Source organism: Sphaerotilus natans (assembly GCF_900156335.1).
Classification (GTDB): Bacteria; Pseudomonadota; Gammaproteobacteria; order Burkholderiales; family Burkholderiaceae_C; genus Sphaerotilus; species Sphaerotilus natans.
In genome coordinates this window covers 42,488-65,674 of sequence record NZ_FTMZ01000003.1, presented here as the reverse complement: position 1 = coordinate 65,674, position 23,187 = coordinate 42,488, and the positions used below count along the sequence as shown (strand labels likewise).

21 protein-coding genes are annotated in these 23,187 nt (G+C 68.2%); 8 read left to right on the top strand and 13 right to left on the bottom strand.

What is annotated here, in order from left to right:
• Positions 1 to 129 precede the first annotated feature (129 nt).
• The 7 genes from BW996_RS03610 to BW996_RS03580 all read right to left on the bottom strand — a co-directional run bounded on the left by BW996_RS03610 (position 130) and on the right by BW996_RS03580 (position 8,318).
• Complete coding sequence (locus tag BW996_RS03610) at positions 130 to 894, bottom strand: LamB/YcsF family protein (protein WP_037482608.1); 765 nt, start codon at positions 892 to 894, stop codon at positions 130 to 132.
• A 28-nt stretch (positions 895 to 922) separates the two neighbouring features.
• Entirely contained in the window at positions 923 to 1,978 is a 1,056-nt protein-coding gene (locus BW996_RS03605) for a 5-oxoprolinase subunit C family protein (RefSeq protein ID WP_037482611.1), read from the bottom strand.
• Positions 1,975 to 2,700 carry a 5-oxoprolinase subunit B family protein gene (locus BW996_RS03600; RefSeq protein WP_051631995.1) on the bottom strand — a complete coding sequence of 242 codons (726 nt, stop codon included), beginning with the start codon at positions 2,698 to 2,700 and terminating at the stop codon, positions 1,975 to 1,977. Before BW996_RS03600 ends, BW996_RS03605 begins: the two co-directional genes overlap by 4 nt.
• Positions 2,701 to 2,798: 98 nt before the next feature.
• On the bottom strand, positions 2,799 to 5,390 hold the full coding sequence (acnB, locus tag BW996_RS03595; protein WP_037482614.1) for a bifunctional aconitate hydratase 2/2-methylisocitrate dehydratase: 2,592 nt from the start codon (positions 5,388 to 5,390) through the stop codon (positions 2,799 to 2,801).
• Between the two features lie 150 nt (positions 5,391 to 5,540).
• A complete protein-coding gene (locus tag BW996_RS03590; RefSeq protein ID WP_051631996.1) occupies positions 5,541 to 6,047 on the bottom strand; it encodes a hypothetical protein in 507 nt (168 codons plus the stop codon).
• Between the two features lie 127 nt (positions 6,048 to 6,174).
• The gene (locus BW996_RS03585) at positions 6,175 to 7,203 is read right to left on the bottom strand and encodes an HpcH/HpaI aldolase/citrate lyase family protein (RefSeq protein ID WP_037482616.1); all 1,029 of its coding nucleotides are present in this window, start codon (positions 7,201 to 7,203) and stop codon (positions 6,175 to 6,177) included.
• Positions 7,204 to 7,331: 128 nt separating this feature from the next.
• On the bottom strand, positions 7,332 to 8,318 hold the full coding sequence (locus tag BW996_RS03580) for a malate dehydrogenase (RefSeq protein ID WP_037482619.1): 987 nt from the start codon (positions 8,316 to 8,318) through the stop codon (positions 7,332 to 7,334).
• A 205-nt stretch (positions 8,319 to 8,523) separates the two neighbouring features.
• Between BW996_RS03580 and BW996_RS03575 the strand changes: the two genes are divergently transcribed.
• The 8 genes from BW996_RS03575 to BW996_RS03540 all read left to right on the top strand — a co-directional run bounded on the left by BW996_RS03575 (position 8,524) and on the right by BW996_RS03540 (position 14,985).
• Positions 8,524 to 9,282 carry a GntR family transcriptional regulator gene (locus tag BW996_RS03575; protein WP_241461988.1) on the top strand — a complete coding sequence of 253 codons (759 nt, stop codon included), beginning with the start codon at positions 8,524 to 8,526 and terminating at the stop codon, positions 9,280 to 9,282.
• A gap of 89 nt (positions 9,283 to 9,371) precedes the next feature.
• Positions 9,372 to 9,794 (top strand): succinate dehydrogenase, cytochrome b556 subunit, encoded by a 423-nt coding sequence (sdhC, locus tag BW996_RS03570; RefSeq protein ID WP_037482622.1) that lies wholly within the window; start codon positions 9,372 to 9,374, stop codon positions 9,792 to 9,794.
• Between the two features lie 41 nt (positions 9,795 to 9,835).
• Positions 9,836 to 10,201, top strand: a complete 366-nt coding sequence (gene sdhD, locus BW996_RS03565) for a succinate dehydrogenase, hydrophobic membrane anchor protein (protein ID WP_037482624.1) — start codon at positions 9,836 to 9,838, stop codon at positions 10,199 to 10,201.
• Positions 10,201 to 12,027: a succinate dehydrogenase flavoprotein subunit gene (gene sdhA, locus BW996_RS03560; protein WP_037482627.1), complete on the top strand. Its 1,827-nt coding sequence runs from the start codon at positions 10,201 to 10,203 to the stop codon at positions 12,025 to 12,027. The genes sdhD and sdhA overlap by 1 nt, the downstream gene beginning before the upstream one ends.
• Before the next feature lie 22 nt (positions 12,028 to 12,049).
• The gene (locus BW996_RS03555; protein ID WP_037482629.1) at positions 12,050 to 12,757 is read left to right on the top strand and encodes a succinate dehydrogenase iron-sulfur subunit; all 708 of its coding nucleotides are present in this window, start codon (positions 12,050 to 12,052) and stop codon (positions 12,755 to 12,757) included.
• Positions 12,758 to 12,842: 85 nt separating this feature from the next.
• Positions 12,843 to 13,109, top strand: a complete 267-nt coding sequence (locus BW996_RS03550; RefSeq protein ID WP_037482631.1) for an FAD assembly factor SdhE — start codon at positions 12,843 to 12,845, stop codon at positions 13,107 to 13,109.
• A gap of 66 nt (positions 13,110 to 13,175) precedes the next feature.
• Positions 13,176 to 14,486, top strand: a complete 1,311-nt coding sequence (locus BW996_RS03545) for a citrate synthase (RefSeq protein WP_037482634.1) — start codon at positions 13,176 to 13,178, stop codon at positions 14,484 to 14,486.
• Between the two features lie 217 nt (positions 14,487 to 14,703).
• A complete protein-coding gene (locus BW996_RS03540) occupies positions 14,704 to 14,985 on the top strand; it encodes a hypothetical protein (protein WP_037482636.1) in 282 nt (93 codons plus the stop codon).
• Here BW996_RS03540 and BW996_RS03535 read toward each other — a convergent pair.
• The 6 genes from BW996_RS03535 to flhB are packed head-to-tail and all read right to left on the bottom strand — an operon-like array spanning position 14,973 to position 23,111.
• Positions 14,973 to 16,337 (bottom strand): methyl-accepting chemotaxis protein, encoded by a 1,365-nt coding sequence (locus BW996_RS03535; protein WP_037482638.1) that lies wholly within the window; start codon positions 16,335 to 16,337, stop codon positions 14,973 to 14,975. The genes BW996_RS03540 and BW996_RS03535 overlap by 13 nt on opposite strands.
• 46 nt (positions 16,338 to 16,383) lie before the next feature.
• Complete coding sequence (locus tag BW996_RS03530; RefSeq protein WP_037482665.1) at positions 16,384 to 17,097, bottom strand: RNA polymerase sigma factor FliA; 714 nt, start codon at positions 17,095 to 17,097, stop codon at positions 16,384 to 16,386.
• Positions 17,098 to 17,117: 20 nt separating this feature from the next.
• On the bottom strand, positions 17,118 to 17,942 hold the full coding sequence (locus tag BW996_RS03525; RefSeq protein ID WP_051631997.1) for a hypothetical protein: 825 nt from the start codon (positions 17,940 to 17,942) through the stop codon (positions 17,118 to 17,120).
• A 32-nt stretch (positions 17,943 to 17,974) separates the two neighbouring features.
• Positions 17,975 to 19,837 carry a flagellar biosynthesis GTPase FlhF gene (gene flhF, locus BW996_RS03520; protein ID WP_076458632.1) on the bottom strand — a complete coding sequence of 621 codons (1,863 nt, stop codon included), beginning with the start codon at positions 19,835 to 19,837 and terminating at the stop codon, positions 17,975 to 17,977.
• Positions 19,834 to 21,936: a flagellar biosynthesis protein FlhA gene (gene flhA, locus BW996_RS03515; protein WP_037482642.1), complete on the bottom strand. Its 2,103-nt coding sequence runs from the start codon at positions 21,934 to 21,936 to the stop codon at positions 19,834 to 19,836. Before flhA ends, flhF begins: the two co-directional genes overlap by 4 nt.
• A complete protein-coding gene (gene flhB, locus BW996_RS03510) occupies positions 21,933 to 23,111 on the bottom strand; it encodes a flagellar biosynthesis protein FlhB (RefSeq protein WP_037482644.1) in 1,179 nt (392 codons plus the stop codon). The genes flhA and flhB overlap by 4 nt, the downstream gene beginning before the upstream one ends.
• Positions 23,112 to 23,187: the final 76 nt, after the last annotated feature.

Sequence of the window (23,187 nt, the reverse complement as noted above, 5' to 3'; positions counted from 1 at the left end):
TCATGCCCGCGAAGGCGGGCACCCACGATGGACATGCGGTTGTGGCTGGCGTGGGTCCTCGCTTTCGCGAGGATGACGGTAGCGATGGCGGGGGCTGGACGGTGGGGACCGCAGGCTGTTGACGATCCGCTAGAAGGCGCGCACCGCCACGCCAGCGGCCGCCAGACCGGCGCGGATCGCGTCGGCGGCGGCCACCGCATCGGGCCCGTCGCCGTGCACGCAGATGCTGTCGATCGGCGTCGGCAGCCGCTGGCCGTCGATCGCGATCAGCGCGCCGGCCTCAAGCATCGCCAGCACATGCACGCGGCAGGCCTCGGCGCCGTGGATCATCGCGCCGGGCTGGCGGCGTGGCACCAGCTGGCCGTCGGGCCGGTAGGCGCGGTCGGCGAAGATCTCGTGCGCCACCGCCAGCCCGGCGCGCTCGCCGGCACGCGCCAGCGCCGAGCAGGCCGGCGCCAGCAGCACCAGATCACGGTCGAGCGTGCGCACCGCGCGCGCCACCGTGTCGGCCAGCGCCTCGTCCGCGCAGGCCAGATTGCTCAGCGCGCCGTGCGGCTTCACATGGCGCACCCGGCCGCCCTCGGCCGCGGCCAGCGCCTGCAGCGCGCCGATCTGGTAGATCAGCATCGCCTCCAGCTCGTCCGGCGCCAGGTCCATGCGGCGCCGGCCGAAGCCCTGCAGGTCCGGGAAGGACGGATGCGCGCCCAGCGCGACGCCGCCGGCCAGCGCGCGGCGCACCGTGCGGCGCATCACCAGCGGATCGCCCGCATGGAAGCCGCAGGCGATGTTGGCGCTGCTGACCCGCGCCAGCATCGCGTCGTCGTCGCCCATCGTCCAGGCGCCGAAGCTCTCGCCGAGATCGGCATTCAGGTCCACGCAGGCAGGCAGGTTCATGGTCGGTCGGATCGGGGAAGGAGAAGATTCAGGGCTCGGCGCGCAGCATGCCGGAGATCAGGTTGTCGCGGTGCAGCGCCTGCTCGTCGATGCCGCCGGGCGGGCGCGCCGGCCGCAGCGCCGCGCACCAGGCCTGCCAGCGCGCGCGCAGCCGCTGCAGCGCCGCGCGGGCGCCCGCGCCGTCCACCACCGCGAAGTCCAGCCGGTCGCCCGGCCGCGCCTGCGCCAGCCGCGGCAGGTCGGCGCGGATGACGCAGGCGATCTTCGGATAGCCGCCGACGGTCTGCGCGTCAGCCAGCAGCACGATCGGCTGGCCGTCGGCCGGCACCTGGATCGCGCCGGGCACCACGCCGTCGGAGACGATGTCGGCCGCGCTCGCGTCGACATGCGCCAGCGCCGGACCGGCCAGCCGCAGGCCCATGCGGTCCAGCGCCGGCGTGACCTGCCAGGCGCTTGCCAGCAGCCGCGCCCAGGCCTCGGCGCTGAAGTGATCCTGCTGTGGACCGGGCAGCACGCGGATCGGCCCGCTCTCCAGCCAGTCCGGCGCGGACGCCGCACACCACAGCCGCCGGTCCTCCGAAGCGAGCGCCGCGCAGCCCAGGCGGTCGCCCGGCTGCAGCATGCGCCCGTCCAGCCCACCCATGCGGGTGCGCAGATGGGTCGCGCGGCTGCCCAGCAGCGGCGCCACCTGCACCCCGCCGCTGACCGCCATCCAGGCGCAGCCACCGGACAGCGCCGCGAGATCCAGCACCGCGCCCGCCTCCAGCAGCACGCTCTGCCAGGGCGGCAGCGGCTGCGGGCGCGCCTGCGCATCGCTTGCCCAGGCGGCGGCGCCGCCCGCCACCGCCACCCGCACCGGCCCCTGCGCTACCCGCAGCCGCAGCGCAGGACCGCGCCATTCCAGGCAGGCCGCCTGCGGCGGGTTGCCCGCCAGCACATTGGCCGCGCCCGCCATCCAGCCGTCCAGCCAGCCCGACAGCGCCACGCCCTCATGCCGATGACCGACGCGGCCGGCATCCTGCACCGTGCAGCCGATGCCGCCCCGGATCACCTCGAGGCCGCCGTCGTGCGCCTCCCGCCTCATGCCTCCTCCGGCATCAGGAAGTCCTCGCGCCGCAGCCGCCCGGCGGCCCAATCGGCCGCCAGCGCCGCGTGGGTCGCGGCATCGACCGGCTGCCAGCACAGCCGGTCACCGGCCGCCAGCCAGGCCGGCGCCTGCGGATGATCTGCCTCGAACAGCGGCAGCGGCAGATGCCCGACCAGCCACCAGCCGCCCGGACTGTCCCAGGGATAGACGCCGCACAGGCCGGCCGCCAGCGCGACCGAGCCCGTCGGCACCCGGGTGCGCGGCGTGGCGCGGCGCGGCAGGTGCAGTGCCTGCGGCAGACCGATCAGGTAGGGAAATCCAGGCATGAAGCCGATCAGCCCGACCCGCAGCGTCGTGCCGCACAGCAGCGCTCGCACCGCCTGCGGCGCGAGACCGACCCGGGCCGCCAGCTCCGCCAGATCGGGGGCCAGCGCCGGCTCGGTGCAGATCGGCAGCCGCCAGCAGCGCCCGGTCGCGTCGGCGGCATCGTCGTCGGCCGCCAGCGCCAGCAGCTGCGCGCCCAGCAGCTCGGCCTCGACCGCCTCGGGCTCGAAATGCACCGTCAGCGAGCGCAGCGTCGGCACCAGATCGACCACGCCGGGCAGGCAGGCCGCCCGCACCCGCGCCGCCAGCCGCGCCACCTGCTCGGCCAGCGCCGGATCGAGGTGGCGGCCGAACTCGAGCGTCCAGGCCGCATCACCCAGCGGCAGCAGCTTCACCGTGTTCTCCCTGGCCGGTTCGTCCGGCCCATGAAAAACGGCCCCGCAGGGCCGTCGTGTCGATCAGGCGGACCTCAGCGATCCGCACAGAACGCGACTCAGGCGTTCACGCCCTTGGCATTCTCGACATATTCCTCGATCTGGTCGAAGTTCATGTACTTGTAGATCTTGTCGGCATTCTTGGTGACGACGCCGATCTCGGCCATGTACTCCTCGACCGTCGGGATGCGGCCCAGCTTCGAGCACACCGCGGCCAGCTCCGCCGAGCCCAGGAACACGTTGGTGTTCTTGCCCAGGCGGTTCGGGAAGTTGCGGGTGGAGGTCGACATCGCGGTCGAGCCTTCCTTGATCTGCGCCTGGTTGCCCATGCACAGCGAGCAGCCCGGCATTTCCATGCGCGCGCCGGCGCCGCCCAGGGTGGCGTAGTAGCCTTCCTTGGTCAGCTCGGAGGCGTCCATCTTGGTCGGCGGAGCCACCCACAGGCGCACCGGGATGTCCTTCTTGCCCTTCAGGATCTCGCCGGCGGCGCGGAAGTGACCGATGTTGGTCATGCACGAACCGACGAAGACTTCATCGATCTGGGTGCCGGTGACTTCGGACATGAACTTGGCGTCGTCCGGGTCGTTCGGGCAGCAGACGATCGGCTCCTTGATGTCGGCCAGATCGATCTCGATGACGGCGGCGTACTCGGCGTCGGCGTCGGCCTTCAGCAGCTTCGGATCGGCCAGCCACTGCTCGACCTTCTCGATGCGGCGGGCCAGCGTCTTGGCGTCAGCGTAGCCGTCGGCGATCATGTTCTTCATCAGAACGATGTTCGAGCGCAGGTACTCGGCGATCGGCTCGGGGTTGAGCTGCACCGTGCAGGCGGCGGCCGAGCGCTCGGCGGCGGCGTCCGACAGCTCGAAGGCCTGTTCGACCTTCAGGTCCGGCAGACCTTCGATCTCCAGCACGCGGCCCGAGAAGACGTTCTTCTTGCCCTTCTTCTCGACGGTCAGCAGACCGGCCTTGATCGCGTACAGCGGAATGGCGTGCACCAGATCGCGCAGCGTGATGCCCGGCTGCATCGTGCCCTTGAAGCGCACCAGCACCGATTCAGGCATGTCCAGCGGCATCACGCCAGTGGCGGCGCCGAAGGCCACCAGGCCCGAGCCAGCGGGGAAGGAAATGCCGATCGGGAAACGGGTGTGCGAGTCGCCGCCGGTGCCGACGGTGTCGGGCAGCAGCAGGCGGTTCAGCCAGCTGTGGATCACGCCGTCGCCCGGGCGCAGCGCCACGCCACCGCGGTTGGCGATGAACTTGGGCAGCTCGCGGTGCATCTTCACGTCCACCGGCTTCGGATAGGCGGCGGTGTGGCAGAAGGACTGCATGACCAGATCGGCCGAGAAGCCCAGGCAGGCCAGGTCCTTCAGCTCGTCGCGGGTCATCGGGCCGGTGGTGTCCTGGCTGCCGACGGTGGTCATCTTCGGCTCGCAGTAGGTGCCCGGGCGCACGCCCTGGCCTTCCGGCAGACCGCAGGCGCGGCCGACCATCTTCTGCGCCAGCGTGAAGCCGGCCGTGCTGGCGGCCGGAGCCTTCGGCAGACGGAACAGCGTCGAGGCCGGCAGACCCAGCGCCTCGCGGGCCTTGGCGGTCAGCGAGCGGCCGATGATCAGGTTGATGCGGCCGCCGGCGCGCACTTCGTCGAGCAGCACGTCGCTCTTGAGCGAGAACTCGGCCACCGTCTCGCCGTTCTTGGTGATCTTGCCGTCATAGGGCAGCACGTCGATGACGTCGCCCATTTCCAGCTTCGACACGTCGACCTCGATCGGCAGCGAGCCGGAGTCTTCCTGGGTGTTGAAGAAGATCGGCGCGATCTTGCCGCCCAGCGTCACGCCGCCGAAGCGCTTGTTCGGCACGAAGGGAATGTCCTGGCCGGTCGCCCAGACCACCGAGTTGGTGGCCGACTTGCGGCTGGAGCCGGTGCCGACCACGTCGCCGACGTAGGCGACGAGGTTGCCCTTCTTCTTCAGGTCCTCGATGAACTGGATCGGGCCGCGCTTGCCGTCCTCTTCCGGCTTGAAGGCCGCGTCAGGACGGGTGTTCTTCAGCATCGCCAGATAGTGCATCGGGATGTCCGGACGGGTGGTGGCGTCCGGGGCCGGCGACAGGTCGTCGGTGTTGGTCTCGCCAGGCACCTTGAACACGGTCACGGTGATCGACTTCGGCACTTCCGGGCGGCTGGTGAACCACTCGGCGTCGGCCCACGACTGCATCACTTCCTGCGCCTTGGCGTTGCCCGCCTTGGCCTTGGCGGCGACGTCGTTGAAGTAGTCGAACATCAGCAGGGTCTTCTTCAGACCGTCGGCGGCGATGCCAGCGACCTCGGCGTCATCGAGCAGCTCGATCAGCGGCTGCACGTTGTAGCCACCGACCATGGTGCCCAGCAGCTCGGTGGCCTTGGCCTTCGAGACCAGACCGACGGCCAGCTCGCCATGAGCGACCGCAGCCAGGAAGCTGGCCTTGACCTTGGCGGCATCGTCCACGCCCGGCGGCACGCGGTGCGTCAGCAGCTCCACCAGGAACGCCTCCTCGCCGGCCGGCGGGTTCTTGATCAGCTCGATCAGCTCGGCGACCTGCTTGGCATCGAGTGCGAGCGGCGGAATGCCGAGGGCGGCGCGTTCGGCGACGTGTTGGCGATAGGCTTGCAGCATGAAGAGCTCCGTGCGGTGTGGCGGTGCCCCGGCCGACTGTCGGGCCGGGTGACCCTGGGCTGGGGTTAGTCCGGTATTTTATGTCTTATATAAGACTTGCCAAGAGGCGGGATGTACCAGATCGGGATCGACGGGTGTCACTGCAACACCTCAGCGGGCCTGCGCAACCGGTTCAGCCGTCGAGACCGCCGAAGTGACCGGATCGACCGGCGCTGCCGGCGGCATCTTCTGGTTCGGATGCACGCATTCGTCGACCAGGCGCTGGCCGGCGCGGGCATTCATCAGCATCGACTTGTTGGCAATCTGGATCCAGACCAGACCGTTCTTCTTGTCCTCGAGGCGGACCGCGCCGGTGGTGGTCGGCTCCGGCGCCATCGTGTACTGCTTGCCCTTGAAGTTCAGGTGGAAATAGCCATCCTTGGCGTGGTGGCGCTGCACCTTGACCTGCTGGCGGAACTCGCAGTCCTGATCGCCGACATGCACGCGCTCGGCGTTGGCGACCTGCTCGGGCGCCAGATCGGCCAGCGGCGCCTCGACCGGCGCGGCCGGCTTCTTCTTCGCGGCGGTGGAGGCGCTGGCCGGCAGGCTGCCGATCAGGCAGGCGGTGCCGAACAGGGCCAGGACGAGAGAACGGGGGGAAGAAAGGGACAGGGACATCACGAGCTCCGGAACAGGCAGGTTCAAAGGCGGGCATTGTGCCCAAGCCCGCCCGGGTCGATCCGCGCTTTACAGCCGGGAACGCGACCGGGCGTGACAGGCGCCCGACCGGCCACGGCGCATTCGCTCAAGCGCGAGCGAAGAACCGGCGCTCGATCTCGGCCGGCAGCGGACCGGTGCGGTGCGCACGCTCGAGCACATGCCAGAAATAGCGGAAGCTGGCGCGGTCGTGCAGCGTGTCCTGGCCGTGGTGGCGATGGCGGATCGGCCCCCAGCCGGCGGCCTGCGCGGCCAGCAGGATCTCGGCGGCCTGATCGACCTCGGCGGTGGTGGGCGAGAAGGCGTCGACGATGGTGCGGATCTGGTCCGGGTGAATGCTCCACATCCGGGTGTAGCCGAGCTGGCGGCAGGCCTGGGTCGCCGCCGCCTCGAGCGCCGAGAGATGCTTGAACTCGGTGACGACGCAGTGCGAGGGCACCTTGCCCCAGCCGTGGCAGGCCGCGGAGATCTCCAGCTTGGCGCGCATCACCAGCGGATGCTCGAACTGGCCCTTGACCGACATGCCGCTCTGCGGGATGGCGCCGCGGTGGTCGGAAACGAAGTCCATCAGGCCGAAGGACAGCGACTCGATGCGCGGATGCGCCGCCAGCGCCTGCACCTCGCGCAGCGCGCCGTGCGTCTCGACCAGCGCATGCACCGGAATCGCCCGCCCGATGCCGTGGCGGGCGATGGCATCGTCGATCGCGGCGACCGCGCGCTCGACATCGGCCAAGCCGCGCGGCTTGGGCACCATGATGTAGGCCACCCGCGCGCCGGCACGGGCGACGATGGCGTCGACCATCGCCTCGAAGGCCGGATGGTCGACGGTCTGCACCCGCGCGCCGACCCGGTCGAAGCGGTTGGCCCCCGAGTCGATCATCTCGGCGATCAGTTGCGCATGCTCGAGTTCGCCGCCGACCGGCGCGCCATCCTCGCCGTCGAGCGTGATGTCGAAGACCGGCCCCATCTCAGCCTGCAGCTCCAGGCTCTTGCGCATGCGCACCTCGACGCCAGCGTAGTGGTCGCAGACCGGCAGGTCGGCCGGCAGCAGCTCGCCGGCATCGAACAGCGCGTCGCGCGGGTGGAGCGGGTTCGGAGAAGATGTCGATGAAGGCATGAGGTCAGGCTCGCAAAGCAGGAAAGGCCGACCTCAACGACGAGGCCGGCCTTCCGGAATTTTCACCCCCGACACCGCCGGGGATGCTGACGCACCCGTCTCACGGACAGGGGCCGTGCCGTGTCAGATCACAGCAGGTGCTTGACGCCGTCCTTCTCGCCTTCCAGCTCGGCCAGGGTCTTGTTGATGCACTCTTGTGAGAACGCATCGATCGGCAGGCCCTCGACGATCTTGTACTCGCCGCCTTCGCAGGTGACCGGATAGCCGAACATCGTTTCAGCCGGGATGCCGTATTCGCCGTTCGAGGGCACGCCCATCGTGACCCAGGCGCCGTTGGTGCCCAGGGCCCAGTCGCGCATGTGGTCGATGGCGGCGTTGGCGGCCGAGGCGGCCGACGACACGCCACGGGCGGCGATGATCGCGGCGCCGCGCTTGCCGACGGTCGGCAGGAACACGTCGCGGTTCCACACGTCGTCGTTGATCATGTCCTTGACCGACTCGCCGCCGATGGTGGCGAAACGGTAGTCGGCGTACATGGTGGGCGAGTGGTTGCCCCACACGGCCAGCTTCTGGATGTCGGCGACAGCCTTGCCGGTCTTGGACGCGATCTGCGACGCGGCGCGGTTGTGGTCCAGGCGCAGCATGGCGGTGAAGTTCTTGGCCGGCAGGTCCGGGGCCGACTTCATGGCGATGTAGGCGTTGGTGTTGGCCGGGTTGCCGACGACCAGCACCTTGACGTTGCGCGAAGCGACCGCGTTCAGGGCCTTGCCTTGGGCGGTGAAGATCTGGGCGTTGGCGGCCAGCAGGTCGGCACGCTCCATGCCCGGGCCACGCGGACGCGCGCCGACCAGCAGGGCGTAGTCGGTGTCCTTGAAGGCGGTCATCGGGTCGCTGTGTGCCTCGATGCCAGCCAGCAGCGGGAACGCGCAGTCTTCCAGCTCCATGATCACGCCCTTGAGCGCTTCCTGGGCCTTCTCCATCGGCACTTCGAGCAGTTGCAGGATGACCGGCTGGTCCTTGCCGAGCATTTCGCCCGAGGCAATGCGGAACAGCAGGGCGTAACCGATCTGACCTGCAGCGCCGGTGACGGCGACGCGAACGGGGGACTTGCTCATGGGCGAGGCTCCTGGAATGGGGTACGGCGAGAGTGCTGCCGGGGTGGGGTCTACTTGAAAAACACCGCGCAGTCTAGGTGCCGACCCGGGCACTGTCAACGATCTTATGTCTTATATAAGACATCTTGTAGAACAGCGTTGCAACCCGACACCCGCTTGTGCTGCAATGCCGGCCATGCCGCAACCCGCCCCTTCATCAACGCCGATGAATGCCTCCTCGGACACCGCGGGGGATGGTGGCGGCGCGCCCTCCTTCAGCCCGCTCTACCAGCAGATCAAGGCGCTGATCATGCGCGGCCTGCAGGCCGGCGAGTGGAAGCCCGGCGAGGCGATTCCCAGCGAGCTGGAGCTGGCCGCGCGCTTTCGCGTCAGCCAGGGCACGGTGCGTAAGGCTATCGACGAACTGGCCGCCGAGAATCTGCTGGTTCGCCGCCAGGGCAAGGGCACCTTCGTCGCCACCCACAGCGAGCAGAAGATCCAGTATCGATTCCTGCGACTGCAGCCCGAGGGCGGCGGCGAGCCGGTGCCGATGCAGCGCCAGTTCCTGGACTGCCGCCGCATTCCCGCGCCAGCCGACGTCGCCCGCGCGCTGGCGCTGCGGGCCGGCGAGATGGCGGTGGAGGTCCGTCGCACCCTGTCGCAGAACGGGCGCCCGATCGTGCTGGACGACATCTGGCTGCCGGCCAGCCTCTTCAAGGGACTGACGGCGCAGCGCATGGGCGACTACAAGGGGCCCCTGTACGGCCTGTTCGAGTCCGAGTTCGGAGTCCGGATGATCCGTGCGGAGGAGAAGATCCGGGCCGTGGCGGCGGACGGTGAGGTGGCAGGCGTGCTCGGTGTTGACGCGGGAAGTCCCCTGCTCAGCGTCGAACGACTGTCGTTCACGTATGGTGACAAGCCTGTGGAACTGCGCCGGGGCTTCTACGACACCTCGACGCATCACTATCGCAACGAGCTGAACTGAAAAGAGCGGCTGGCAGTGTCGGCACCCGTGCCTTGACTGCTGCGTTGCAATAAAATTCCGCGGTTTCTTCGTAATTACAAAGGCATCTCATGGCAGACACCCTCAAACAGCGGCCAGGCCCGATGCGTCTCATCGACGCGACCCAGTACCGGCTTCCCCTCGCGGCGAAGCTGTCGATCCTCCACCGCGCCAGCGGCATCATCATGTTCGTGCTGCTGCCGTTCATCATCTGGATGTTCGACAAGAGCGTCAGCTCGGAAGCCTCCTACGAGGACTTCACTGCGGTCTTCACGCACGGGTTCGGTCCCTTCCCCGGGGTGTTCGTCAAGCTGGTGGTGCTGGCCCTGATCTGGTCCTACCTGCATCACTTCTGCGCCGGCGTGCGCCACCTGTGGATGGACGCCACCCACAGCGTCACCAAGGAACAGGGCAAGTCCTCGGCCGTCGTCAGCTTCGCGATCAGCCTGCTGCTGACCGTCGCCCTCGGCGCCAAGCTGTTCGGCCTGTTCTGAGCCCGTCCGCCCTTTAGAGACGTCGAGAGACGCTTTTTCCCATGTCCAAGAACTACGGTTCCAAGCGCATCGTCACCGGTGCGCACTACGGCCTGCGCGACTGGCTCGCGCAGCGTGTCACCGCGGTGCTGATGGCGCTGTTCACCATCGTGCTGCTGGTGCAGGTGCTGTTCGGCGGCCCGCTGGGCTATGACAGCTGGTCGGGCATCTTCGCAGCGCAATGGATGAAGACGCTCACCTTCACGGTGATCGTCGCCCTCGCCTGGCACGCCTGGGTGGGCGTGCGCGACATCTACATGGACTACGTCACCAAGTCGGTCGGCCTGCGCCTGACCCTGCAGGTGGCCACGGTCGTCTGGCTCGTCGGCTGCGCCGGCTGGGCAGTGCAAGTTCTCTGGAGACTCTGATGGCGTCGATCGCTACTTCCGCCAGCTATTCTGGTTCCCTGCCGCGCCGCAAGTTCGATGTCGTCATCGTCGGTGCAGGTGGCTCGGGCATGCGCGCCTCGCTGCAGCTCGCGCGCGCCGGCCTGAACGTCGCCGTCCTGACCAAGGTCTTCCCGACCCGCTCGCACACCGTCGCCGCCCAGGGTGGCGTCGGCGCCTCGCTGGGCAACATGTCGGAAGACAACTGGCACTACCACTTCTACGACACCATCAAGGGCTCGGACTGGCTGGGTGACCAGGACGCCATCGAGTTCATGTGCCGCGAAGCGCCGAAGGTCGTCTACGAGCTCGAGCACTTCGGCATGCCGTTCGACCGCAACGCCGACGGCACCATCTACCAACGCCCGTTCGGCGGCCACACCGCCAACTACGGCGAGAAGCCCGTCCAGCGCGCCTGCGCCGCCGCCGACCGCACCGGTCACGCGATGCTGCACACGCTGTACCAGCAGAACGTCAAGTCGCGCACGCAGTTCTTCGTCGAGTGGATGGCGCTCGACCTGATCCGCGACGCCGAAGGCGACGTGGTCGGCGTGACCGCGCTCGAGATGGAGACCGGCGAGCTGTTCATCTTCGAGGCCAAGAGCGTGCTGCTGGCCACGGGTGGCGCGGGCCGCATCTTCGCCGCCTCGACCAACGCCTTCATCAACACCGGCGACGGTCTGGGCATGGCCGCGCGCGCCGGCATCCCGCTGCAGGACATGGAGTTCTGGCAGTTCCACCCGACCGGCGTGGCCGGCGCGGGCGTGCTGCTGACCGAAGGCTGCCGCGGCGAAGGCGCCATCCTGCGCAACGTCAACGGCGAACGCTTCATGGAGCGCTACGCCCCGACGCTGAAGGATCTGGCGCCGCGCGACTTCGTCTCGCGCTGCATGGACCAGGAGATCAAGGAAGGTCGCGGCTGCGGTCCGAACAAGGACTATGTCGTGCTCGACATGACCCACCTGGGCGGCGACACCATCCTGAAGCGCCTGCCCTCGGTGTTCGAGATCGGCCACAACTTCGCCAACGTCGACATCACCAAGGAGCCGATCCCGGTGGTGCCGACCATCCATTACCAGATGGGCGGCATCCCGACCGGCATCACCGGCCAGGTCGTGACGACGCAGAACGACGTCAACACCATCGTCAACGGCCTGTACGCGGTGGGCGAATGCTCCTGCGTGTCGGTGCACGGCGCCAACCGCCTGGGCACCAACTCGCTGCTCGACCTGCTGGTGTTCGGCAAGTCGGCCGGCAACCACATCATCGAGTCGCACCAGAAGGCGCCGAAGTCGCACAAGGACCTGCCGAAGGACGCCGCCGACCGCTCGCTGGCGCGCCTGGCCCGTCTGGACGCCAGCACCTCCGGCGAATACGCCCAGGACGTCGCCGGCGACATCCGCTCGGCGATGCAGCAGCACGCCGGCGTGTTCCGCACCCAGAAGACGATGGACGAAGGTGTCGTCAAGATCAACGCCATCCGCGAGCGCGTGAAGAACATCACCCTCAAGGACAAGTCGAAGGTCTTCAACACCGCCCGCATCGAGGCGCTGGAAGTCGACAACCTGATGGAAGCCGCCCAGGCCACGATGACCTCGGCCGCCGCCCGCAAGGAATGCCGTGGCGCGCACACCGTCAAGGACTACGAGCGCGGTGCCGACGACAAGGAATTCCCGCTGGGCCGCAACGACAAGGAATGGATGAAGCACACCCTGTGGGACAGTGCCACCAACTCGCTGTCGTACAAGTCCGTCAACCTGAAGCCGCTGACCGTCGAGTCGGTGCCGCCGAAGGTCCGTACCTTCTAAGAAGCGCCCAAGGAGAAACAACATGGCCCAGAAGCGCAGTTTCCAGATCTATCGCTACGATCCCGACAAGGACGCCAAGCCGTACATGCAGACCATCGAGGTCGAGCTCGACGGCAACGAGCGCATGCTGCTCGACGCCCTGGTCAAGCTGAAGAAGGTCGACCCGACGCTGTCGTTTCGCCGCTCCTGCCGCGAAGGCGTGTGCGGCTCGGACGCGATGAACATCAACGGCAAGAACGGCCTGGCCTGCCTGACCAACATGCGCGACCTGCCGGGCGTGGTGGTGCTCAAGCCCCTGCCGGGCCTGCCGGTCATCCGCGACCTGATCGTGGACATGACGCAGTTCTTCAAGCAGTACCACTCGATCAAGCCCTACCTGGTCAACGACACGCCGCCGCCCGAGAAGGAGCGCCTGCAGTCGCCCGAGGAGCGCGACGAGCTCAACGGCCTGTACGAGTGCATCCTGTGCGCGAGCTGCTCGACCAGCTGCCCGAGCTTCTGGTGGAACCCGGACAAGTTCGTCGGCCCGGCCGGCCTGCTGCAGGCCTACCGCTTCATCGCCGACAGCCGTGACCAGGAAACCGCCGAGCGTCTGGACAACCTGGAAGACCCGTACCGCCTGTTCCGCTGCCACACGATCATGAACTGCGTGGACGTGTGCCCGAAGGGTCTGAACCCGACGAAGGCGATCGGCAAGATCAAGGAGCTGATGGTCCGCCGGGCCGTCTGATCCTGCGATCCGTCGACCGCGGCGCGGGCCCTGCCTTCCACCCCGGCATGGCACCGTCCGCGGTCAGACCTCTGAAAGAACTGCAATGGACACTCTGCTCGACGAGCGTGCACTCAGCAAGCTGCGCTGGCGCTGCCGGCGTGGCCTGCTGGAAAACGATCTGTTCATCGAGCGGTTCTTCCAGCGCTTCGAGTCCAGCCTGACCGTTCGTCAGGCCGGCGGCCTCGAGGTGCTGATGGATCTGGCCGATAACGATCTGCTCGACCTGCTGCTGTGCAGGAAAGAGCCCGAGGGTGACATCGATCGTCCGGACGTCCGGGACGTGCTCGCCATGCTGCGTCAGCGGCCCTGAGCATTCCCAGGCGACCGGAACCCAGGACTCCACCCCCATACCAACCGACCTACCGAGGAAACAGCCATGATCCCCTCCGACGTGAAGGCCACACTCTCGTTCTCCGACGGCAGTGCGTCGATGGACCTGCCCATCTACAAGGGCACCATCGGCCCGGATGTCCTGGACATCCGCAAGCTGTACGCGCAGACCGGCAAGTTCACCTACGACCCGGGCTTCCTGTCGACGTCGTCGTGCAACTCGACCATCACCTACATCGATGGCGACAAGGGCGAACTGCTGTACCGTGGCTACCCGATCGAGCAGCTGGCGGTGAGCTGCGACTATCTGGACACCTGCTACCTGCTGCTGTACGGGGATCTGCCCAACGAGGCCCAGCGCCAGGACTTCCACGCCCGCGTGACCAACCACACGATGGTCAACGAGCAGATGCAGTTCTTCCTGCGTGGCTTCCGTCGTGACGCGCACCCGATGGCGGTCCTGACCGGCCTGGTGGGGGGTCTGTCGGCCTTCTATCACGACAGCACCGACATCAACAACCCGCAGCACCGCGAGATCGCGGCGATCCGCCTGATCGCCAAGATGCCCACGCTGGTGGCGATGGCGTACAAGTACTCGGTCGGTCAGCCGTACATGTACCCGAAGAACGACCTGTCCTACGCCGGCAACTTCATGCGCATGATGTTCGCCACGCCGTGCGAGGACTACAAGGTCAACCCGGTGATCGAGCGCGCGCTCGACCGCATCTTCATCCTGCACGCCGACCACGAGCAGAACGCCTCGACCTCGACGGTGCGCCTGTGCGGCTCGTCGGGCACCAACCCGTTCGCGGCGATCGCCGCCGGTGTCGCCTGCCTGTGGGGTCCGGCCCACGGCGGCGCCAACGAGGCCTGCCTGAACATGCTCGAGGAAATCCAGGCCAATGGCGGCGTCGCCAAGGTCGGCGAGTTCATGGAGAAGGTGAAGGACAAGAACAGCGGCGTCAAGCTGATGGGCTTCGGTCACCGCGTCTACAAGAACTACGACCCGCGCGCCAAGCTGATGCGCGAGACCTGCCACGAAGTGCTGAACGAGCTGGGCCTGCAGAACGACCCGCTGTTCAAGCTGGCCATGGAACTCGAGAAGATCGCGCTGGAAGACGACTACTTCGTCGCCCGCAAGCTCTACCCGAACGTCGACTTCTACTCCGGCATCGTGCAGCGCGCCATCGGCATCCCGGTGCAGCTGTTCACCGCGATCTTCGCGCTGGCCCGCACCGTCGGCTGGATCGCGCAGCTCAACGAGATGATCGCCGATCCCGAGTACAAGATCGGCCGTCCGCGCCAGCTCTTCGTCGGTGCCGAGCGCCGCGACGTCAAGCCGCTGGACCAGCGCTGATCGGATCGACACCCCGCCCGGCGGCGCCTGCCGCCGGAGCGACGTGACCCAGGGCCCTGCAGGGCCCTTTTTTCTTTTCGGCACCCCTTTTCCGGGGTGTGCTTTCCGACCCATTTCCCATGGGCAATCTCGCGGGTTTACCCTAAAATTGCTGCATAGCAGCAAAGCTGCAAGACCCACACCCTCTGCCACCCACCGCCCGTACCCAGGTCAGCCCATGACACTGCAGCAGCTGCAAGATCTCAAGCAATGGCACCGCCATCATCCTGGCGGTCGCGCCATGGAAGCAGCCCTGTGCGATCTGGTGCTCTGTATCTGGGCGGCAGGCTGGACGCTGCTGCTGGCCCTGGCTGTCATTGATGCGCCGGAAATGATGCCGGTGTCGCTGCTGATGACGCTGACGCCCTCGTTCTACGCCGCAGCGCGGCGCCAGCTTCACCAGCGCGGCCTGCTGCGCTGCGACTGGCTGGGCGCGCTGCAGTCGCCTCAAAACCGGTAACCGATGCGCAGGCCGCCCCAGTGGCGGCCCTGCACGATGATCGGTGCCGAGGCCTCCTTGAGCATCACATGCTTGCCCCCGCCCATGTCGCGGCGGTAGGTCTGCACCAGGAAGGGCCGCTCGTTGCGCGCCGAGGCCAGACCGGTTCGGTCATTGAAGATGCGCCGATAGCGGCTGTTGGCGGTATTCCAAGCTATATCGCCGGGACGCTGCGGCTGGCAGTAGATGGTGTTGTGCACCGGCACATAGCCGTTGCGATCGACCGCAATGCAGAAGGCGATCTTGTCGCTGCTGCCCAGCACCTTTTCCTGGATCGCCGGAAAGAGCTTTTCCGCCAACGGCGAGAAGGCCGCCAGGAACTGCTCGGGCTGCGTGCCCTCGAGCGGCTGATAGCGCACATCGAAGAGCGCCTGCGCCGAGATATGCCCCTGCTGGACGGCCTGCTCGAGCAGCCGGGACATGTCGGCGGCCGCACGCTGGGCCTGCGCGATCATCGGCGTGTCGGTGGTCTCGACACCGCAGCCGGCCAGCTCGTCGATCAGGGTTTCTGACACCGACAGAAAACGGTCGCTGCAGTCCAGCGCCACGTCCAGGCCATCGAAAGCATGGCTGATGCCGCTGGAGAGCTGCTGGGAGCGCTCGCAGACCTGCTGGACGGTGGTGGCGCTGCGCCCGGCGGTCTCGTCGATCCGCCCCACTGAGACCTCGACCTCGGCAAAAGCACGGTGGATCGCGCCCTGGGCCGCACCCTCCCCGCCCGAGCGGATTTCACGCGAGAAGGACTCGATGCGCTGGTCCAGGTCGGTCAGCGTGCTCATGATCGTCCGGGAGGAAGTCTCCACCCGGCCGGCCAGATCCTTGACGGCATCGGCCACCACGCCAAAGCCACGCCCGGCCTCGCCGGCGCGCTTGGCCTCGACCGAGGCATTGAAGGCGACCAGCCGGGTCTGCAGCGCGATCTGGCCGATGTCGCTGGCGGCCGAGGCCACCTGGCGCAGCACCTCGACGATGCTCGACACCTCGCCGGCGACCTGCTCGACCTCGGTGCGTGCCCGCACCACGGCGTCTCGGGTGGCCCCGGAGGCCTCGCCGATCGCACGCTGGGACTGTTCGACCTCGCGCAGCCACTGCTCGAGCTGCTGCAGCGAGGCCAGATGGGTGGCTGCATCGCGCTTGGCATCCTCGATCACGCCGCGGGTCTCGGCCGCATCGCGGCCGATGTTCGACACCTGGGCAGCGATGCGCTGGACCACCCCCTTCTCGGACAACACCGGCGGCATCGCCGGCCCGTCGGACGCCGGGTTCAGGGCCTTGTCGGCATCAGCACGCCGACCATGCAACAGCTTCCACATCTCGGATTTCCGGCTGAAGGGCACCTCGATGGAGGTGCCCTGAATCTCACCAGGCCCGCAGCTTGGCGCGCAGCCGGGCGATCGACTGGCTGTGCAGCTGGCACACCCGCGACTCGGTCACGCCCAGGACTGCGGCGATTTCCTTCAGGTTCATGTCGTGCTCGTAGTACATGCTCATCACGTACTGCTCACGCTCGGGCAGGCCCTTGATCGCCTCGACCAGCGCCTCGCGCATGCGGCGGTCGTTGAGCCGAGCCAGCGGATCGGCATCGGTGTCGGCGACATGGCGATCCAGGTAGTCGCTGTCGCCCTCGTCGCCGCTCATGTCCTCGAGATAGACCAGCTGCGTGCCCCGGACCCGGTTGAGCAGATCCTGATAGTCGGGTAGCGACAGGCCCATCTCGGCGGCGATCTCGCTCTCGTGCGGCGCCCGGCCGAGGCGCTGCTCGAGCTTGTGGACCGCCCCCTCGATGTCGCGCTGGTGCTTGCGCCCGCTGCGGCTCATCCAGTCGCCGCCGCGCAGCTCGTCGAGCATGGCGCCGCGGATGCGCTGGGTGGCGAAGGTCTCGAACTGCACGCCCTGCTTGATGTCGAAGCGGCTCATCGCGTCGGTCAGCCCGATCATGCCGACCTGGATCAGGTCGTCGAGCTCGACGTTCGCCGGCAGCCGGGCGATCATCTGGTGCGCCAGACGCCGCACCAGCGAGCTGTACTGCTCGAGCATGGTCTTGGCGTCGAGCTGGCCGTTGGAGTTGTAGATCGGTTGGCTCCGTGACATGGTCAGACCATCGGCTGCAGACTGGGGGATGAAATCGGGCGCGGAGCTGCACCCGGACGCGGACGCCTCTGGCTGGCGGGCACGAAGGCCGCCCCGGCCTGCAGGGCACTGTCCATGAAGGCGGCCAGCGCCTCGGCCGCTCGCCAGGTCGCCGGGCGGGTCGGAACGATCTCGAGACAGTCGTTCTGCACGCCCCCGAAGAACAGGTCGGCGCACTGCGCCAGCCGCCCCGGCACATGCCAGGAGGCCGGCGCATCGATCTCGGCGCTCATCAGCATGTCGTGCTCGCGCCAGCCGACCTCGGTGGCCAGCCGCTTCAGCGAGGCGTAGGCATGGGTGACCGCATCGGCGCGCTCGTCGCACAGCACCAGCGGGCGCGGCCGGCTCAGGCCCTGCTCGCCGCTGCCGAGCAGGCGAGCCAGCTCGGCCGCACTGGCATGCAGCAGCACCGCCTGCGACAGCGGCGCCGCATCGATGATCGCCCGCAGGAAGCCGCGCGGACCGGCCACGCTTTCGGACCAGCGCTCGGGCAGACCCCGCGCGGCCAGATAGGCACGGCGGTCGGAGCGCGGCTCGATGAACTTCGCCAGACCGTCGAAGCCGCCCTCACGTACCCGCGGTGAGCGCTCGGAAGCGTCCACCATCAGCGTGTAGAGCCCCAGCGACTCCAGCGCGACCATCATGCGGTGCAGCAGCTGGTCCTGGTGCTGGACAAACGGGTTGGACACCACTGGAATGAAGCGGACGGAGCGCACGGAGAAGAGGCGGCGCAGCCCATCGGCCTGATCGGCCGGCTGCGCCTGGCGGAAATCGCTGGGAAAGGCCATCGCGTGCTCCGTTGCGGTCTGGGGCGGGCCGCTCAGGCGCCCAGGTCACGCGCCGCCGCGGACGGCTGGCGACGTGCGGGGGGGACCGATGCGTTCGCTGCGGCTGGAGCCACCGGCTTGACAGCCGGCGCAGGCTCGGTCGCGGCCGAGGCGGGCCGGGAGAAGATCAGGTTGACGTCGCCCGTGTTCAGGCGCCAGGCCTGGGGGCCGCCGCTGCGCAGCGCCCGGTTCACCAGGGCCTGGGCGCTGAGGCGGTGCCAGTCCTCGGGCACACGCTGGCCGTTCGAGATGGCCACCACCTTCAGATGCTGGCGGATCAGCGCGTCGAGCGCCGGCCCGAGCTTCACCGCCTCGTCGAGCTTGGACAGGATGATGCCGCGCGCCTGGTTGGCCGAGTAGGCATTGAGCACATCCTCGATGGTCTCGCCCTGCTGCGCGGCGTTCACCACCAGCAGCCGCTTGATGCTGCGGTGCGAGAGCATGTCGAGCAGGTCGCGGGTGCGCGCGTCGCGCTGTGCTAGGCCCGCGGTGTCGATCAGAACCATCTTCTTGCCCGACAGCAAGTCGAGCAGATCCTCCAGCGCCGCGCGGTCATGTGCGGTGTGCACCGGCACGCCGAGAATGCGGCCATAGGCACGCAGCTGCTCGTGCGCGCCGACCCGGTAGGCATCGAGTGTGATCAGACCGAGATTGGCCGCGCCATGGCGGGTCGCGAACGAGGTCGCCAGCTTGGCGGTCGAGGTGGTCTTGCCGACGCCGGTCGAACCGATCATCGCGTAGACACCGCCCTGGTCCTCGATGTCGGGCTCGTTCTCGCCGGTCAGCACATTGCGCTGCAGCACGTCGGCGGCCCAGACCATCTCGTCGGTCACATCCTCGCTCAGGCTGTCGCAGAGCTTGCGGATCAGGCCGGGAGAAAAGCCGGCGTCGAGCAGCCGGGTGGTGAGCTGGGCATGGCGCGGGCTGTTGTTGAGCCGGTCCATGAAGGCCATCGTGTTGAAGCGCTCCTCGATCATGCCTTTCATGGCTCGGATCTCGTTGAGCATCTCCATCGACGAAGGAAGGATCGAGTCGGCCGGATCGATGCCCCGCGGACCCGCGGCAGCGCGCACCGGCGCCGGGTTCATCGGCGCAGAATGCGCCGGCACGTCCAGGCTCGGCATCAGAGTGCTGTCGTACAGATCAGCATCCGAGGTCGACAGCTGCTCGTCGTCATGCAGGCTCATGACCGGCGGATAGGAGCGATCTTCGGAGGTCGCTGCAGCCGCCGCAGCGGCGGCAGCGGCCGCCTCGTCGCGCTCCTGCTGGCGCATCCAGTCGGCATAGGTGGCCGGGGGCTGCGACATGCCCGGCATGGTGGTCTCGCCGGACCGCGCACCGCCGGCGCCGGCCTCGCGGCGGCTCTCGCTGGCACGCGCCGGTGCAGGCATCGGCCGCGGCTGGCCGACCGATGCCGCCTGCGCCTGCGCGACAGCCCCTGAAGCGGATGAGGCGGGGGCAGCCAGATCATCGTCGCCATCGCCGCGCGACTTCATCTCGGCCTGGCGCTTCTTCAGCATGCGCTCGCGCACATAGTCCTGGAAGGACAGCGTGCTCATCGCCAGCGTGCCGACATCTTCCTGGACCTGCGCGCTGGCGTCGGTCGACCCCGCATCGAAGTTGTCGAGCATCGGCTCGGCCTCGTGCAGATCATCCTCGAAGCGCTCGTCGGCCTGGACGGCCGGGCCGGACTCGAAGCGCTCGATCGCATCGATGCTCTCGGCCGGCATCGCCACGATCTCGATGCCGGAGCTGCTGGGCTTGGTCGACAGCACGACCGCGTTGTCGCCGAAGGCCTGACGAACCTTCTGCATTGCCTCGCGCGAGTTGCGCCCGAAAAAGCGCTTCACATTCATGAGTGGGCTCCAATGATCGAACCGATGCGGATCGAGTGGGTATCAGGGATCTCGCTGTGCGCCAGCACCTTCAGCCGGGGCGCCGCACGGCGCAGCAGCCGCGCCAGCGACGGCCGCAGCGGGTCAGGCACCAGCAGGCAGGCAGGCTGACCCAGATCCTCCTGACGACGGGCGGCGTCGATCGCGCCGCGTGTCAGCTGCTCGGCGACGCCGGGATCCAGCGCCGGGCCGTTGGCCGAGATCAGCGCCTGCGTCAGCAGCCGCTCGAGTTCGGGCTCCAGCGCGATCACGTCGAGCTCGCGCACCGTGCCGTAGATCTGCTGCACCACCGCCGGCGCCAGCGCCACGCGCAGCCGGCGCGTCAGCTCGTGCGGATCGGTCACGCCGGCGGAGGCATGCTCGGCCAGCGTCTCGATGATCGAGCGCATGTCCCGGATGTGGACGCCCTCCTCCAGCAGCATCTGAAGGATCTTCTGCAGTGGAGCGATGCCAATCATCTTGGGAACCACGTCTTCGATGAGTTTCGGGGCCAGCTTGGTCACATGATCGACCAGAGCCTGGGTCTCGGCGCGGCCCAGCAAGCGGGCTGCGTGTTGTTGCATCAAGTGTGAAAGATGGGTCGCCACCACGGTCGAGCAATCAACAACCGTGTATCCAGCCATTTGGGCTGTTTCGCGCTGACGCTCGTCGATCCAGATCGCCGGCAGCCCGAAGGCCGGATCGGTGCCGCTCTGGCCGTTCAGCGGGATCTGCACATGGCCCGGATTGATCGCCAGGAACATGCCCGGATAGGCCTCGCCCTCGCCGATGACCGCCCCGCGCAGCGTCAGGCGGTACATGCTGGGCTTGAGCTCGAGGTTGTCGCGCACATGCACCACCGGCGGCAGGAAGCCGACCTCCTGCGCGAACTTGCGCCGCACGCCGCGGATGCGCGCGAGCAGGTCGCCGCCGCGCTCCTTGTCGACCAGCGCGATCAGCCGGTAGCCGACTTCCATGCCCAGCGCATCGACCGGCTGCAGATCGTCCCAGCTGGCCTCCTCGCCCGGCTGCGGACGCGCCTGGGCGGCAACTTCGGCCTCGCTCGGCTCGGCGGCCTTGCGCTCGGCCTTGCGGGCCAGGTGATGCGCCAGCCAGCCCAGGCCGGCGGCGCTGCCCAGGAAGACCAGATGCGGCATGCCCGGCACCAGGCCGAGCAGGCCGATGACCGCCGCCACCATGCCCACCGACTGCGGCGAGCGGAACATCTGCCCGGCGATCTGCGAGCCGACCGCCTCTTCCTTGCCGACCCGGGAGACCACCATCGCCGCGGCCACCGAGATCAGCAGGCCGGGAATCTGTGCCACCAGCGCGTCGCCCACCGCCAGGATGATGTAGGAGTTGGCCGCCTGCGAGGCACTCAGGCCGTGCTGGGCCACGCCGATGACGAAGCCGCCGATGATGTTGATGAACAGGATCAGGATGCCGGCGATCGCGTCGCCGCGCACGAACTTGGAGGCACCGTCCATCGAGCCGAAGAACTCCGCCTCGTTGCCGACCTCCAGCCGGCGGCGCTTGGCCTCCTTCTCGTCGATCAGGCCGGCGCCCAGATCGGCATCGATCGCCATCTGCTTGCCGGGCATGGCATCGAGCGTGAAGCGCGCGCCGACCTCGGCGATGCGCTCGGCGCCCTTGGTGACGACGATGAAATTGATGACCACCAGGATCGCGAACACGATCAGGCCGACCGCGAAGTTGCCGCCGATCAGGAAATGCCCGAAGGCCTCGATGACCGCGCCGGCCGCGCCGGGGCCGTTGTGGCCCTCCATCAGCACGACGCGGCTCGAGGCCACGTTCAGCGACAGCCGCAGCAGCGTCGTCAGCAGCAGCACCGCGGGAAAGGCCGCGAAGTCCAGCGGCCGCACCATGTAGGACGCCACCACCATCACCATCAGCGCCGTGGCGATGTTGAAGGTGAACAGCAGGTCCAGCAGCAGCGGCGGCAGCGGCAGGACCATCATCATCAGCACCATGATGATGAGCAGCGGCGCAGCCAGCCCGCTGAGCAGGGCGGCGTCCGGCGCCCCGAACAGGCGCTTGAGCTGGAGGATCTGGGCGTTCATGGGGTGGCGGCGCCTCGGCGGGCGGCCCTCGGAGAATGCCGGGGATCGGCGGGATCGAGCTCGGGAGGCACCGCGATGTCCTCGAGCGAGCCGGGATAGGGCGCGCGGCCGGCCATCGCCTCGCGCAGCCGGTAGACATGGGCCAGCACCTGGGCCACCGCGCTGTACAGCGGCATCGGGATCTCGTGGTCAAGCTCGGTGGTGGCATAGAGCGCGCGGGCCAGCGGCGGCGCCTGCAGCACCGGCACCTTGGCGCTTCCGGCCACGTCGCGAATGCGCATGGCCAGATCGTCGGTACCCTTGGCCACCACCCGGGGCGCGCCGGGGCCGTCGGGGTCGTACTTCAGCGCCACGGCGTAGTGGGTCGGGTTCATCACCACCAGGTCGGCCTGGGGCACCGCGGCCATCATGCGCCGCCGCGAGACCTCGCGCATGCGCGCCTTGATGCGGCCCTTGACCTCCTGGTTGCCCTCCTGCTGCTTGAACTCCTCCTTGACCTCCTGATGGCTCATCTTCAGCCGGGAGGCATGCAGGAAGCGCTGCAGCGGCACGTCGACCACCGCGAACAGCGCCAGCACCAGCACCAGCAGCCACAGGCCGGACACCAGCAGCTCGCCGGCGTCGGCGAAGCCCTGGGCCAGCCCGCCGCCCGACTGCAGCCGCACGAAGTCCTCGTGATGTCGCCACAGGTAGACGGCGCCGACGATGCCCAGCACCAGCGCCAGCAGACAAGCCTTGAGCATGTCGCCGACCTGCGCCTTGGAGACGATGCGCCCCAGGCCGGAGAGCGGGTTGATCTTGCTGAACTTCGGCTCGAGCACCTGCATCGTGAACACCCAGCCGCCGGAGCCCACCGCCGCGGCCAGCGCCGCCAGCGCGGTCACCAGGCCGAAGATCAGCACCATCGGCAGCACCGACAGGCCCATGTCGTGCAGGCGCTCGAGCATGCGCTCCGGGGACTTCAGCGTGACCACGTCGAAGCGCAGCGCCGCGGCCATCAGGTCGCGCAGCCGCTCGGTGACCGGCCCGATGGTCGCGGCGATCACGCCCAGCGCCGCCGCGATCACCGCCAGATGGCCGAGATCGCGCGAGCGCGGAATCTGGCCTTCCTTGCGCGCCTTCTCCAGCCGCTTGGGGGTGGCGGGTAGCTGCTTGTCTTGCGAGCCGTCGGACATCGTGCGGGAGGAAGCGGTTTCAGAGGAACAGGATTCGCCATTCTTGCGACGCCGCCGCACGGCTTGAGGCCGATAA

Coding starts and splice junctions, on each gene's coding strand:
- BW996_RS03535 (WP_037482638.1), bottom strand. CDS start 16,337: ATGTGGAAGCTGTTGCATGGTCGGCGTGCTGATGCCGACAAGGCCCTG.
- sdhD (WP_037482624.1), top strand. CDS start 9,836: ATGTCCAAGAACTACGGTTCCAAGCGCATCGTCACCGGTGCGCACTAC.
- BW996_RS03555 (WP_037482629.1), top strand. CDS start 12,050: ATGGCCCAGAAGCGCAGTTTCCAGATCTATCGCTACGATCCCGACAAG.
- BW996_RS03575 (WP_241461988.1), top strand. CDS start 8,524: ATGAATGCCTCCTCGGACACCGCGGGGGATGGTGGCGGCGCGCCCTCC.
- BW996_RS03585 (WP_037482616.1), bottom strand. CDS start 7,203: ATGCCTTCATCGACATCTTCTCCGAACCCGCTCCACCCGCGCGACGCG.
- flhB (WP_037482644.1), bottom strand. CDS start 23,111: ATGTCCGACGGCTCGCAAGACAAGCAGCTACCCGCCACCCCCAAGCGG.
- acnB (WP_037482614.1), bottom strand. CDS start 5,390: ATGCTGCAAGCCTATCGCCAACACGTCGCCGAACGCGCCGCCCTCGGC.
- BW996_RS03540 (WP_037482636.1), top strand. CDS start 14,704: ATGACACTGCAGCAGCTGCAAGATCTCAAGCAATGGCACCGCCATCAT.
- flhA (WP_037482642.1), bottom strand. CDS start 21,936: ATGAACGCCCAGATCCTCCAGCTCAAGCGCCTGTTCGGGGCGCCGGAC.
- BW996_RS03605 (WP_037482611.1), bottom strand. CDS start 1,978: ATGAGGCGGGAGGCGCACGACGGCGGCCTCGAGGTGATCCGGGGCGGC.
- BW996_RS03580 (WP_037482619.1), bottom strand. CDS start 8,318: ATGAGCAAGTCCCCCGTTCGCGTCGCCGTCACCGGCGCTGCAGGTCAG.
- BW996_RS03590 (WP_051631996.1), bottom strand. CDS start 6,047: ATGTCCCTGTCCCTTTCTTCCCCCCGTTCTCTCGTCCTGGCCCTGTTC.
- flhF (WP_076458632.1), bottom strand. CDS start 19,837: ATGAATGTGAAGCGCTTTTTCGGGCGCAACTCGCGCGAGGCAATGCAG.
- BW996_RS03550 (WP_037482631.1), top strand. CDS start 12,843: ATGGACACTCTGCTCGACGAGCGTGCACTCAGCAAGCTGCGCTGGCGC.
- BW996_RS03525 (WP_051631997.1), bottom strand. CDS start 17,942: ATGGCCTTTCCCAGCGATTTCCGCCAGGCGCAGCCGGCCGATCAGGCC.
- BW996_RS03610 (WP_037482608.1), bottom strand. CDS start 894: ATGAACCTGCCTGCCTGCGTGGACCTGAATGCCGATCTCGGCGAGAGC.
- BW996_RS03545 (WP_037482634.1), top strand. CDS start 13,176: ATGATCCCCTCCGACGTGAAGGCCACACTCTCGTTCTCCGACGGCAGT.
- sdhA (WP_037482627.1), top strand. CDS start 10,201: ATGGCGTCGATCGCTACTTCCGCCAGCTATTCTGGTTCCCTGCCGCGC.
- sdhC (WP_037482622.1), top strand. CDS start 9,372: ATGGCAGACACCCTCAAACAGCGGCCAGGCCCGATGCGTCTCATCGAC.